Origin of the sequence: Citrobacter pasteurii, assembly GCF_019047765.1 — a bacterium.
Lineage (GTDB): Bacteria > Pseudomonadota > Gammaproteobacteria > Enterobacterales > Enterobacteriaceae > Citrobacter > Citrobacter pasteurii.
The window spans coordinates 4,518,011-4,530,726 of the sequence record NZ_CP077262.1 but is presented as its reverse complement, the minus strand read 5'-3'; the positions used below and the strand labels follow the sequence as shown (position 1 = coordinate 4,530,726).

10 protein-coding genes and 1 pseudogene are annotated in these 12,716 nt (G+C 47.5%); 6 read left to right on the top strand and 5 right to left on the bottom strand.

All coding sequences use genetic code 11. The features are described from left to right. The first annotated feature begins 7 nt into the window (after window positions 1-7). The gene (locus I6L54_RS21855; protein ID WP_040230264.1) at window positions 8-907 is read left to right on the top strand and encodes a phosphoadenosine phosphosulfate reductase domain-containing protein; all 900 of its coding nucleotides are present in this window, start codon (window positions 8-10) and stop codon (window positions 905-907) included. 782 nt (window positions 908-1,689) lie between these two features. Here the strand turns inward: I6L54_RS21855 and I6L54_RS21845 are convergent. Further along, the gene (locus I6L54_RS21845; protein WP_040230262.1) at window positions 1,690-2,562 is read right to left on the bottom strand and encodes a phosphorothioated DNA-binding restriction endonuclease; all 873 of its coding nucleotides are present in this window, start codon (window positions 2,560-2,562) and stop codon (window positions 1,690-1,692) included. A gap of 196 nt (window positions 2,563-2,758) precedes the next feature. On the opposite strand from I6L54_RS21845, the gene I6L54_RS21840 reads away from it, so the two are divergent. After that, entirely contained in the window at window positions 2,759-3,085 is a 327-nt protein-coding gene (locus I6L54_RS21840; protein WP_040230261.1) for a DUF1493 family protein, read from the top strand. A 230-nt stretch (window positions 3,086-3,315) separates the two neighbouring features. Here the strand turns inward: I6L54_RS21840 and I6L54_RS21835 are convergent. From I6L54_RS21835 to symE, 3 genes and pseudogenes are all read right to left on the bottom strand, one after another. Next, window positions 3,316-3,784: pseudogene (locus tag I6L54_RS21835) on the bottom strand (Hcp family type VI secretion system effector); the annotation flags it as partial. A 2-nt stretch (window positions 3,785-3,786) separates the two neighbouring features. Next, window positions 3,787-4,134, bottom strand: coding sequence for a hypothetical protein (locus tag I6L54_RS21830; protein ID WP_040230258.1), 348 nt, complete (start codon window positions 4,132-4,134; stop codon window positions 3,787-3,789). A gap of 416 nt (window positions 4,135-4,550) precedes the next feature. Beyond that, entirely contained in the window at window positions 4,551-4,913 is a 363-nt protein-coding gene (symE, locus tag I6L54_RS21825) for an endoribonuclease SymE (RefSeq protein ID WP_040230256.1), read from the bottom strand. Between the two features lie 778 nt (window positions 4,914-5,691). Between symE and I6L54_RS21820 the strand changes: the two genes are divergently transcribed. The 3 genes from I6L54_RS21820 (at window position 5,692) to pdxY (ending at window position 9,387) form a co-directional block, all read left to right on the top strand. Continuing rightward, the gene (locus tag I6L54_RS21820; RefSeq protein ID WP_040230254.1) at window positions 5,692-7,062 is read left to right on the top strand and encodes a tyrosine phenol-lyase; all 1,371 of its coding nucleotides are present in this window, start codon (window positions 5,692-5,694) and stop codon (window positions 7,060-7,062) included. A gap of 190 nt (window positions 7,063-7,252) precedes the next feature. Continuing rightward, entirely contained in the window at window positions 7,253-8,518 is a 1,266-nt protein-coding gene (locus I6L54_RS21815; protein WP_040230252.1) for an aromatic amino acid transporter, read from the top strand. Window positions 8,519-8,529: 11 nt separating this feature from the next. After that, window positions 8,530-9,387, top strand: coding sequence for a pyridoxal kinase PdxY (pdxY, locus tag I6L54_RS21810; protein WP_003837157.1), 858 nt, complete (start codon window positions 8,530-8,532; stop codon window positions 9,385-9,387). Between the two features lie 494 nt (window positions 9,388-9,881). Here pdxY and I6L54_RS21805 read toward each other — a convergent pair whose 3' ends face one another. Continuing rightward, window positions 9,882-11,435, bottom strand: coding sequence for an L-lactate permease (locus I6L54_RS21805; RefSeq protein ID WP_040230247.1), 1,554 nt, complete (start codon window positions 11,433-11,435; stop codon window positions 9,882-9,884). A gap of 556 nt (window positions 11,436-11,991) precedes the next feature. Here I6L54_RS21805 and I6L54_RS21800 point away from each other — a divergent pair. Then, window positions 11,992-12,711: a (Fe-S)-binding protein gene (locus I6L54_RS21800; RefSeq protein WP_005134137.1), complete on the top strand. Its 720-nt coding sequence runs from the start codon at window positions 11,992-11,994 to the stop codon at window positions 12,709-12,711. Window positions 12,712-12,716 lie beyond the last annotated feature (5 nt).

Genomic DNA, 12,716 nt, shown 5'->3' with positions numbered 1-12,716 from the left:
ATTACTCATGAGTGATGAACGCAAGGTGAAACATGTTCTTGGCCTATCAGGAGGTAAGGACAGTGCTGCTCTCTCGGTGTATATGGCTAGGAACTATCCTGAGCTCGACATTGAGTATTTCTTTACTGATACGGGCAAAGAATTACCTGAAGTTTATGAATACTTGGAGCAACTAGAAATTGTTCTAGGTAAACCTATTCTGCACATAAACGACAAAAAAGGATTTGATTATTGGTTAGAGCAACACAATAATTTTCTTCCTGCAGGACAACAACGGTGGTGTACCATCCGTATGAAACTCGAGCCATTTGAGAAATGGATTCGCCCTTTCCTCAACGATGGCTATGAAGTTATTTCTTATGTGGGTATTCGCGCTGATGAACCTTGGCGCGATGGTTATCGTCCCAATGAGAACCAAAAATATCTCACAATCAAAATGCCGTTTGCTGAGGACGGCATTAAAAAGCAGGGTGTACTCGATATATTAGATAGTGCAGGGCTTGGTTTACCGAAATACTACGAATGGCGTTCTCGTTCTGGTTGTACCTTCTGCTTCTTCCAGAGAAAAATTGAATGGGTACGGCTACGTGAAGAGCATCCTGAGGCTTTTGAAGAAGCTAAGTCTTATGAAAAAAGAGCTGAGACTAGTGAGAATGGCGAAACTTTTTTCTGGATGGGGCCAAATGAACCATTAGAAACACTGGAGGACCCAGAGCGTGTCAAGCAGATTAAGGAAAACCACGAGAAGGTAAAAGCTCGTTTCGAGAAGAAAAAACAGCGCGAGAGAAAACGTCGATTAGGTATGCATGCAATGGTGGATGAAAGCATGATTATTGACACGTTAGATATGGACGCGATGTATGATCTTGAAGAGGGTGGCGGCGCTTGTATTACATGTTATAAGTAGCACTGTTGTGTATGATGCATAAACATCAGTTTACTATAAATGGTAGAAGCACTCCGAAGAGAGTGCTAACTGGAGCTGATTATTTTGCGGGCTTGCCTGTCAGTATTTCTGTGTATATGCCCACTTTTTAAGGCAATCGCTTAGATTGCTATGGCTACCGGACCTGACAATAAAATAACTAATTGTCAATTGTAACTCCCAAAAGGTAATTTTTCAGGCTTGATCCGGACAATGCTATGTGAGCGTCGGTTGCTGCTCTAGAGGCCTGTGCAATTGTAAGTGTCTGCGTAAAATCGCCTAGAGGCCTTCCATCCATAATGTTTATGTCATCTGAGGAGATCTCTAAGCGTAACATCCAATTCATCGAGCACCAGATTGACGCCGTTATGAACCCTGTCGAAGCTGGATATAGTGATAGATCATGAGTTCGTCAGCTATCTGACGACGCAGTTTACGATAAGAATACGGCAATCATACAAGATATTATCGCTGAGTAGGGCAGTATTTTGTTATCAACCGGATACGCAACGTGATGAACGTGTTAATCAGATGGACACAAGCTGGAGCTGCATGCGGGAGATTTAGCATCTAGACTGGCGCAATGCCGTGAGAAGCCTTACTCTGGAATGCGTTTCGGATCTGGAAAATAATCACGCAACTTTGTGATCTTCCACGCAGTATTCAATTTTAAGTCCCATTCTGGGGGCGAATCCCCAAACTAAAATCTCACAACCCATTAATTTTCAATAAATTAAAAGAAAAGGCGAGTCCGGCCTTCGCACTCACCCTCTAAACACCTCCTTCCTGTGCCATTCCACAAAGCCTTCTTTTGGATAATTCTCGTGCATCATCGGTAGCGCTATCGATTTACCTTCGAAACCCCAGAATAGTCTGCCCACTATGCCGCTGCCATTCACTGCGGGGGACACCTGAACCCGCATACTTTCATCCAGCCCAATCGAACCTTTATCAAAGGCTTTATGGTGAATTGCACACAGCGCCAGACCGTTTGAAATCTCGCACGGGCCGCCGTGCTGTTTCCATTTGATATGGGCGGCTTCCAGGGCGACTGAGGTGCTGTCGTGGCGCATATTGAAGCCACAAATGGCGCATTCATAGTTATACGCACGCAGAACCTGCTGGCGGAACAACGGGTCTCGCTGTTTACGGATTTGCAGGATATCAAATCCCAGTTCATCCGCGATCTCTTCCTGAATGCTTTCGGTGAAGTGCGCCTCGAGGATTTGCTGGGCCAGGGAATTAATGAGGTTTTTGTTCTTTTTCAGCAGGGCAAAATGTTGTTCACCAAAGCCTCCGGCAACGTTGTGCGTTACCAGTTCCCCGGCAGGGGGCTGTTTGCTGCTACCGGATGTTGAACAATGCTCGGCGTTTTGTAGCTCCCAGAATCCGTCTCCCTGTAAGCGCCAGAAAGGCATATCCGGGCGATACTGTGCGCGCTGTGGTCCAAATCGCTCCAGCAGGCTATGCAACGAGTCGCGAACTTCCGAACCGTAGTCAAACAGGCGACCATGACCCTGCTGATAACCCGCCAGCACATGAAGCAGCAGCAGAGGCTTATGCGGCGCACGCTGCTCGCCTTTACGCCAGATGGTGATGTCGGCAATCGCCTGTTGCAGGGTTTTACTGGAATTCATTGATTTCATTATCAGGTAAATAATTGCGATGATGCTCGCAAAATATCACCTGATCAAGCAAAGACGGGTTGATGCGCTACCGACATCACTTTTATGTTTTCTGAAAAACACATACGCCATGGCGTTTACCGTTCCCCAAACTGGAGACGCAGGAGTACAATAAGTAAGCAAATTATTGCATATCGAAGGATCTTTGATGGTGAAGGATAACGAGGTATTGGAATTTTTTCGGGGGGAGTTATCTCTCGCGGTAACGTTTACTTTCAAGCTTATCCCGATTGAACTTGATACGCCGCTGCAAGGTTACGCTGAATGGGATGAATTACCGTATGCCATTGAAGATTTTGGAGAGAAATATAACGTTGAGGTTTCAGTCATTGATTTCGAAGCCTATTACCCCAGGGAAAGAGAATCGGTCTATCGAAAGTGGTTTACGAAAGAACCCATCAAACAAGTGTCAAAACCGCTTACTGTGCGTATGTTCGCAGAATCAGCCAGAGCAGGTCACTGGTTATATGATTGACTGTATGCTTACAGAGGATACTGACGCAATTAGATGTTGATTGCATTGACAAAATCTGGGAAATAATTATACGAAGAATAATGGCAGTATCAGTTTACTCAAAAGTTTTGGTGGTGTATCTCGCTGTTTATTAGAGAGGAATGACCTCGTTTGTTCATAAAACGTATGCTTTCACCACCAGCACATTCTTTCTGTGCTGGTGAGGTACTCAATGGCAGTGACGAAATTACTCTGTGATTCCAGGCATCCTTATAAATGATATTTCCATCGCAGTGCTTCCATGTAATAGCCTCATATCTTAGCTGAATAGTTTCATTGTGGGTTCCTGTTCCCGAACCGGGGAATAAGTTTGGTGTGATTCCTGTCACTTTTACATTTTCTAAAATGATATTGAAATATTCACTTTCAATACCAACCTCCAGAATTTGATACATTTTTATTGTGGCTGATTTTAATGTCTGGCTTTCACTTAACGCTTTATACAAAAGGGGCGTTGTTTTATCAAACTCCTTCTGTATTGTAATCGGCGCGTGCACACGCGTTCCTGTCAGTCTACCTGTATTTCCATCTACAGGGACAGACAGGTGATGAGTGACTGCTTTCAGTTCAATAGCACCAATGCGTCCAGCGACTTGTGAGCTTCCCATTACGGGGGGAGCCATTTGCATCGGTTAACCACAGATAGGCTGGGTTTGACATGATTAGTCCTTATCTATATTTATACGGGAAGGGAAATAAAGCATGATGAGAATCCAAACGAATGTTCCAATAATTTTTATGGGCCAGGGTTCAATAAAAGCGAAACAGGCGAGGACCCCTGCGATTAGCAATGGACCGGATAATAGTTCAAGAACTCCACCCATCAGGTGTATCTTTGTTGGTAAGAACCTATTGGCTATAAAGGCGATAATATAAGCACTTCCAACGATGATAATAATGGCAAGGATTTTATCCTGCCATGAATCGAATTCGATGAGAGAAATTAAAGAAAGAGTGGCAATATAACCACAAAACAATAAATTTATTATTGGGGTGATAAGTTTTTTCATGTTACCAGTCCTTTGATTTACCGTTTAAATGTTCTCCCACTAACTCAATAATTTTTATAAAAAAAGCTTGTCTTCTGTATGTCCAGTATGTATAGAATCAACAAAAGATTGTACTGTATCAGGTAGAATGATAATATTATAGATCCTTCTCGCAATACCTTCTATATCGGCCATGGCAATCCTTTAATAAAATAAGATGCCTAGAAATGAAAGCATGTAAATAACAAAAATTGATGGTGAAATAGTTGACCTGAGTAACAGTTTCTCAAATAACATTAAGAATATAGATATGGATTATTAATTAGAGATATTCATCATTGAAATAAATATTATTGTGCTGATATAAATAATCACATGAAAATTCGTCACCAATAAAGGCGCCCGCAGGCGCCTCAATTATAATGACAATCACACACTCACCCCTTCAACGCTTTCCCCGCAATCACCCCGATAAACTCCAGTACCTGCTTTTGCTTACGCGCGGAGAGCTTTTCCACGGCGCGCAGGGATTTCATCAGTTCTGACTCTTCGGGTTCGGCGGTGCGGGCGGTTAATACGATGCAGCCTTGCATCACCCGCACATCAACGTCGGTGCCGGTGTCGAATCCGGCGGCTTTCAGCCACTGGCCCTTCATCACAATGGACGGAAACCGGACGTACTTCACCGGAATACGACTGTAATCAGGATAACGGCTCGCATAACCCACCTTCAGGCGACGGTTATCTGCGGCGTGGACTTCTGGATCAAATGAAACTGCAATACAATGCGTATCAGTCATGGCTGCTATTCTCTATTAATAGTTGCTGTGATTAGCGACGCGGAGGTGTTGGCGCACCTTCGCATCGCGCTAAAAAAACCCCTGTAAATGACCCCAGTGTCCTGGGGGAAGTCCAGATGTAAATAAGATGAAATAAGCGCGAATAGCACGCTTTCGGAATAAATAGAAAACTCCGCCATCCCAATAAATCCGGTATTATTCACCGTATAAATTCATTCCCATCCAGTCCGCCAAACACCTGCCATTTCCAGAAAATAACGCTCCTCTGCGTCAGGCCAAAAATGCGATCTCACTCACTGAAGCAAATAGCAAACTCTGAAACAACACCGTTTTGTACACTTTGCTTTACACTTTTGGTGATGTGAATCACAAATATAAGCCCGTGAAGTGATCCGACTCTCACAAAATGGCGTGTACTCATTCACGAATACATTATGAGAACAGCCTGGAAAGTTATGTTTTCAGTATTTCCACTCTCCGCAGACACACTACGACGAATGGCAAATCGAAACGCAAAAAAAAACTTGTTGAATATTAACGGGTAAAAAAATGACGTGTGATTTGCATCACCCACATTTACAGCTTTTTAAATTATTGCCAGTGATTAATGTTGACCGGGCTATTTCCATAATCAATCAAATCTTGCATAGTGCCTCCACATTATTTCTCCCCCTGACTCAGGAGGCGAATAGTTATATTTCATCAGGATTTGTTGATGAACCAGGTATGATTTACTTCACATTAATACGTACATGACCACTGTTACTGGAGAAACAAAATGAATTATCCGGCAGAACCCTTCCGTATTAAAAGCGTTGAAACTGTATCTATGATCCCGCGTGATGAACGCCTCAAGAAAATGCAGGAAGCGGGTTACAATACTTTCCTGTTAAATTCGAAAGATATTTATATTGACCTGCTGACAGACAGTGGCACTAACGCAATGAGCGACAAGCAGTGGGCCGGAATGATGATGGGTGATGAAGCTTACGCGGGTAGCGAAAACTTCTATCATCTGGAAAGAACCGTACAGGAACTGTTTGGCTTTAAACATATTGTTCCTACTCACCAGGGGCGCGGCGCAGAAAACCTGTTATCGCAACTGGCTATTAAACCGGGGCAATATGTTGCCGGGAATATGTATTTCACCACCACCCGTTATCATCAGGAAAAGAATGGCGCGGTGTTTGTCGATATCGTTCGTGACGAAGCACACGATGCCGGTCTGAATATTGCTTTTAAAGGTGATATCGATCTTAAAAAATTACAAAAGCTGATTGATGAAAAAGGCGCAGAGAATATTGCGTATATCTGCCTGGCAGTCACGGTTAACCTCGCAGGTGGGCAGCCGGTCTCGATGGCCAACATGCGTGCAGTACGTGAACTGACGGAAGCGCACGGCATTAAAGTGTTCTACGACGCCACCCGCTGCGTTGAAAACGCCTACTTTATCAAAGAGCAAGAGCAGGGCTTTGAGAACAAGAACATCGCCGAGATCGTGCATGAGATGTTCAGCTACGCCGACGGTTGTACCATGAGTGGTAAAAAAGACTGTCTGGTGAACATCGGTGGCTTCCTGTGCATGAACGATGACGAAATGTTCTCTTCTGCCAAAGAGTTAGTCGTGGTGTACGAAGGTATGCCATCCTACGGCGGCCTGGCCGGACGTGATATGGAAGCGATGGCGATTGGCCTGCGCGAAGCCATGCAGTATGAGTACATTGAGCACCGCGTGAAGCAAGTTCGCTACCTGGGCGACAAACTGAAGGCCGCTGGCGTGCCGATTGTTGAACCGGTAGGTGGTCACGCGGTATTCCTCGATGCGCGTCGCTTCTGCGAGCATCTGACACAGGACGAGTTCCCGGCGCAAAGCCTGGCGGCGAGCATCTATGTGGAAACTGGCGTGCGCAGTATGGAACGCGGAATTATCTCTGCGGGCCGTAATAACGTGACCGGTGAACACCACCGACCGAAACTGGAAACCGTGCGTCTGACTATTCCACGCCGCGTTTATACCTACGCGCATATGGATGTTGTGGCTGACGGTATTATTAAACTTTACCAGCACAAAGAAGATATTCGCGGGCTGAAGTTTATTTACGAGCCGAAGCAGTTGCGTTTCTTTACTGCACGCTTTGATTACATCTAAACAATCATTATGGCCCCATCTCAGGATGGGGCTTTTTTGTATTCCTTTTCTATGAACAGGAAGCCTTTGCGGTGCCCGTTACCGTGACATAACTAAAAAAGAGTAAACCCTGACTCCGACATTTTTATTATCCGCATGATGTACAAATGACAGCTGTAATTATAACGAATAGTCTACAGGAACATTTATCATGGATATTAATGCCATTGAGCGACAGAGTAGTACCCCCGGACTGATTAGCGGAACCATGCTGGTTATCGCAACCGTCGTGGGCGGCGGAATGTTTTCCCTGCCGATTGCGATGGCCGGTGTATGGTTTCCCGGTGCCTCTGTTATTCTGCTTTTTGTTGCCATCATGATGTTATTAACCGGCCTGATGCTGGTTGAAGTGAACCTGCATTACGGTGCCGGTGCCAGTTTTAATACCTTTACTCAGGATTTATTAGGCCGAAAGTGGAATATCGTGGTCGGTATCGCTTTTGGTTTTGTGCTGTATATTCTGACCTATGCCTATATCTCCGGTTCGTCGGCGGTAATGGCACAAACGGTATTCAAATATAGCGGCGTGCGCTTTCCGGCGAATATCTCGGTGGTGATCGTCAGTATGCTGGTTGGGGCGATTGCCTGGTACAGCTCCCTGCTGGTTGGACGCATCACTACCGTGTTGATTATTGGCAAATTTATCGCGTTCTTTGCCACGTTCTCCGGGCTGATTGGCCATATCGAAGTGGCAAAACTCATCGACAGCGTGGCGGTGGCGTTGCCCAATTCGCAGTATCTGCCGTACATCCTGATGACGCTGCCGTTCTGTATTATCTCGTTTGGTTTTCACGGTAACGTGCCGAGCCTGGTCAAACTGTATGGCACAAGCGGAGTCTCGAATATTACGCGTTCGATTATCATCGGTACGCTGTTTGCTCTGCTGCTGTATATTTTCTGGCTGGGCGTGACGATGGGTAACATCAGCCGTTCCTCATTCCCGCCGATTATCGCCAAAGGCGGCAATATCGATGTGTTTGTCGAGGCCATCAGCGGGCTGTTCACCAGCCGATATATGGATCTGATCCTCACCTTTTTCGGCAACTTCGCAGTAGCCAGTTCCCTGCTGGCGGCGACGCTTGGCCTGTTCGATTACATCGCTGACCTGTTTCACTTCCCGGACGACGGCATGGGTCGCCTGAAAACCGCGCTGGTGACCTACTTCCCGCCAGCCGCCGTGTGCTTCTTCTTCCCGAACGGTTTTGTGCACGCGATTGGTTACGCCGGTCTGGCCTTTACCATCTGGAGCGTGATCCTGCCGCCGTTCCTGGTGAAAGCCGCGCGGAAACGTTTTCCGACCAGCAACTATACCGCGCCCTGTAATAACACCGTGCTCAATCTGGTGATCGTCTGCGGGGCGGTTGTCTATCTGACGGTTGTTCTGGACGTATTTGGTCTGCTGCCGACGTTTCGTTAGACGGAGTCAAAATGAAAAACGTGTTGTCTGTTCAGTCGTCGGTTGTTTATGGCTATGCCGGAAATAAAGCCGCTGTGTTGCCGATGCAGCTCTCGGGGATCGATGTCTGGCCGTTTTACACCGTACAGTTTTCCAACCACACCCAATATGGGATGTGGCAGGGCATGGCGATGCCGCATGGCGAGCTGAGCGCGATCATCAGCGGGCTGGATGACCTGCAAAAGCTGGCGCAATGCGATGCCGTATTGTCCGGGTATCTTGGAGATAAACGCCATTGTGAAGAGGTGAAGCACGCGGTCACCACCATTCGTCAGCGTAATCCGCAGGCGCTCTATTTTTGCGATCCGGTAATGGGCGACCCGCAAAAAGGCTGCATTGTCGCGCAGGGCGTGGAGTCATTTTTTGTCGATGACGCCATTCAACTGGCCGACATGATGGGACCGAATCTCTATGAGCTGGGCGTGCTGACGGGCAGACAACTGCGTAGTTTTGACGAGGTGGTGGAAGCGGCGCGGCAGCTGGTGTCGTGGGGCGTAAAGAAGGTGCTGGTGAAGCATCTCGGCGACTGTTCGCGGGACAAACAGGCGTTTGAAATGCTGCTGGTGACGCCGGAACAGACGTTACACATTGCCCGGCCGCTGTATACCTTTGCCAAAATGCCGGTCGGCGTTGGGGATCTGATTTGCAGCGTGATGCTGGCCTCACTGCTCAATGGTTATGAGGACAAGCAGGCACTGGAGCGGACCACCAGTGTTGTTGACGCGGTAATGCGGCTGACGAAAGAGCATGATTCGTATGAACTGCGGCTGATAGACGCGCGCCACCAGATTATGGACCCACAGGTTCGCTATCAGGCAACGGTGATCTGACGCCGCAAGGGGGCTCTGTGTTTCTGACATTGCTGAGGTTTCAGCATCCGCTGGTCTACCGTTTTGCGTGGCTTCGTATTTGGGTTGTGATGTTAAGAGCGTGCGGACTGCGTAAGAGAAAGGGGTGAACATTTTACGCTGCTGCCGGATGCGGCTAGCGCCTTATCCGGCCTACAAATGAGCGTGAAACGCAGGCCTACAAATGAATGCGAAACGTAGGCCTGATAAGCGAAGCGCCATCAGGCATAAGTGCCCAGTATTACACGCGGAAGTAGCGTGGTGGAATCAACGCGGAAAAGGCGTCGAACTTCTTCACCATCTTTTTCCAGAACAACATAACAACAATCCTCGATTTGAAACATCGGCGCTATTGTAGTCAGCGCCGACAAATCGTAAAGTCTGTCGCCTCGTTCCGTTCCCGGGGAGGTGTAAACCTTTTTGGTCACCGCGTCGTCAAATACGGTTGCCGCAAATTTGACGGGGTTGACAATGGTTTACGCCATAAACCAGTAATAAAAGAGGCCAACCTTTAAGCCGAGGATCACGATATAGGCGCAGCAGTATTTCATGGTGCCAGACATAATCTGGTTGGCCTGACCGTCCATTTTAGTGGCTGAAACCGCAATGGCGATACTCTGCGGCGAAATCATTTTTCCCCCCGTTGCGCCAGAGGTGTTGGCCGCCGCCAGCCAGTTGGGATCGATATGCAGTTTGCTGGCGGCAATGGTTTGCAGTTTTCCGAACAAAATGTTCGAGTTGGTATCGCTGCCGGTAACAAACGTGCCCAGCGCGCCAATCACCGGGGCGAGGAAGACGTACGAGCTGCCGGTCAGATCGACAATCGACTGCGCCAGCGTGGAGATAATCCCGCTGAGATCCATCACCGTGGCCAGCGCGACGATCGCCATAATTGCGACGATAGAGTTTTTAAGCTGGAAAATGGTTTTGATAAACACTTCCAGCATCCCGCGCGCGGACGCTCCCTGAATAAAACCACCGATAATGGTCGCAAAGATGATCAGCATCCCCGGCGTGGTCACCCATTCAACCTTCAGCGCCAGCGTTTTGCCGTCGGCAAGCGTGAAATGCAGCACCGAGGCCAGTTGCGAGGCTGCGCCTTTTATCGTCGGGAACAGCGGCGAACACATCAGGATAAAGACAAAAATGAACAGATAGATAGAACCCACGCGGAACAACACTTTTGCCGAACGCGGCGTGGTTTCGCGGTTATGGCTGACTTCAATGCGCCACTCGGGATCTGTTTTCCCTTTGCGCAGGCGGCTGACCATCGCCACGGCAAACAGGCTGACCAGGCTACCGGCAAAGGCGGGTAATTCAGCACCGAGATGAATAGCGACAAAATACTGCGGAACCAGCGTGGTAATACCGCAAATCAACGTGATCAGAAATACGCCGCGAATGGCTTTCAGGCCACCGCCAATAATGCAGATAATCACAAATGGCAGCAGAATATTAAACAGCGCAAGCTGCAGAATAATGGTTCCGCCCAGGGTATAAACCGGCAGGTTAACCTGTTCCGCCAGAATTGAAACCGGGATCCCGACTGCGCCGAATGCGGTAGGAACGGTATTTGCCACCAGAGAGGCTATTGCCGCCTTCAGCGGGTTGAAACCCAGTGCGATAAGAATACCGATCGGAATGGCGACTGCTGTACCATAACCCGCCGCGGCTTCAAGAAATCCACCGAAACACCATGAAATCAGCAGCACCTGAATACGCTTATCTTCGCTAATGCTGGCGAGAATATCGCGCAGAATATCCAGCGCTTTGGTCGCCTGCATGACGTTATAACTGAAGATAGCGCCGAGGATCACAATCACAATCGGCCATAATCCCTTCAGTGCGCCATAGCCTATCGCGGCTTTTAGATTCTGTACGGGCATCTCCCAGAACACAGCCGACAGCGCCGCGGTGAATACTAAAGAGATCAGCACGGAATAATGGATAGGCATTTTCAATTTCAATATTAAAAATACCATCAGTAGTAACGGAGAGAGTGCCAGGGCAAACATAAAATATTCGTTCATTGCTATTCCTGATTGGTTTATTAAACCTGATTTATATTTATGGTGGGAAGGCTATATTGCCGGGTAAATAAAAGATGCAAACTGAATCGCTTCAGTGAATAAAGTAATTATGATTAATAGTTTTGTAACTATTGTAATCTTTTAATTAAAAATCAATGCCAGGTAAATATACTTAAGAGCAGGCTAAGTACCTATAAATAGTTATTTAATAACCTTTTTATTAATGGTAGTGACAGGAATGGTTATCACCTGAAACTATTTTTGACCGACTCATAACGCGGTGGTTTTCAATATAAAAATGTGAGCGAGGCCGAAAGAAATAAACCAGGGTATTGCATGTACGAGTTGATTGGAGGATTATTTGATTTTGTCATACAAATGAAAATACAGGCATTTAGGATGGTCCTGATATAAGAAGCGGAAATCGGCCATCTCAGGAGCATGATCCAACAAACACCATGAACCCAGACATCGGCAAAACCAGCAAACAGAAGACTGGGCGTGATATAGCGGTATCAAGCGCAATAAACAGAAATGAAGCAATGGAGTAGTTATTGTGAATGTAAATTTCTTTGTTACCTGTATTGGTGACGCCCTGAAATCACGGATGGCAAGAGACTCCGTATTGCTGCTGGAAAAACTGGGCTGTCACGTTAATTTCCCCGAGAAGCAAGGGTGTTGCGGTCAGCCAGCCATCAACAGCGGTTACATCAAAGAGGCGATCCCCGGAATGAAAAACCTGATCGCCGCCCTGGAAGACAACGACGATCCGATTATCTCCCCGGCAGGCTCCTGCACCTACGCGGTAAAAAGCTACCCGACGTATCTGGCGGATGAGCCTGAATGGGCGCTGCGCGCTGAGAAGGTTGCCGGACGCATGCAGGATCTCACCTCTTTTATCGTCAACAAACTGGGCGTGGTGGATGTCGGCGCCAGCCTGCAGGGCCGCGCGGTATATCATCCTTCCTGTAGCCTGACCCGCAAGCTGGGAGTGAAGGAAGAGCCGCTGACGCTGCTGAAAAACGTGCGCGGGCTGGAACTGATGACGTTTGCCGATCAGGACACCTGCTGCGGCTTTGGCGGGACGTTCTCGGTCAAGATGGCCGAGATATCTGGTGAGATGGTGAAAGAGAAAGTCTTACATCTGATGGATGCGAAGCCGGAGTTTTTGATCGGCGCTGACGTCAGCTGCCTGTTGAACATTGGCGGCCGACTGCAACGCGAAGGCCAGCCGGTCAAAGTGATGCATATTGCTGAAGTGCTGATGAGCCGCTGAGGGGA

Bases quoted from the DNA above. Each gene is read 5' to 3' on its own strand.
- I6L54_RS21805 (WP_040230247.1), bottom strand. From the start codon at position 11,435: ATGAACGAATATTTTATGTTTGCCCTGGCACTCTCTCCGTTACTACTG.
- I6L54_RS21830 (WP_040230258.1), bottom strand. From the start codon at position 4,134: ATGAAAAAACTTATCACCCCAATAATAAATTTATTGTTTTGTGGTTAT.
- I6L54_RS21820 (WP_040230254.1), top strand. From the start codon at position 5,692: ATGAATTATCCGGCAGAACCCTTCCGTATTAAAAGCGTTGAAACTGTA.
- I6L54_RS21845 (WP_040230262.1), bottom strand. From the start codon at position 2,562: ATGAATTCCAGTAAAACCCTGCAACAGGCGATTGCCGACATCACCATC.
- I6L54_RS21815 (WP_040230252.1), top strand. From the start codon at position 7,253: ATGGATATTAATGCCATTGAGCGACAGAGTAGTACCCCCGGACTGATT.
- symE (WP_040230256.1), bottom strand. From the start codon at position 4,913: ATGACTGATACGCATTGTATTGCAGTTTCATTTGATCCAGAAGTCCAC.
- I6L54_RS21855 (WP_040230264.1), top strand. From the start codon at position 8: ATGAGTGATGAACGCAAGGTGAAACATGTTCTTGGCCTATCAGGAGGT.
- pdxY (WP_003837157.1), top strand. From the start codon at position 8,530: ATGAAAAACGTGTTGTCTGTTCAGTCGTCGGTTGTTTATGGCTATGCC.
- I6L54_RS21840 (WP_040230261.1), top strand. From the start codon at position 2,759: ATGGTGAAGGATAACGAGGTATTGGAATTTTTTCGGGGGGAGTTATCT.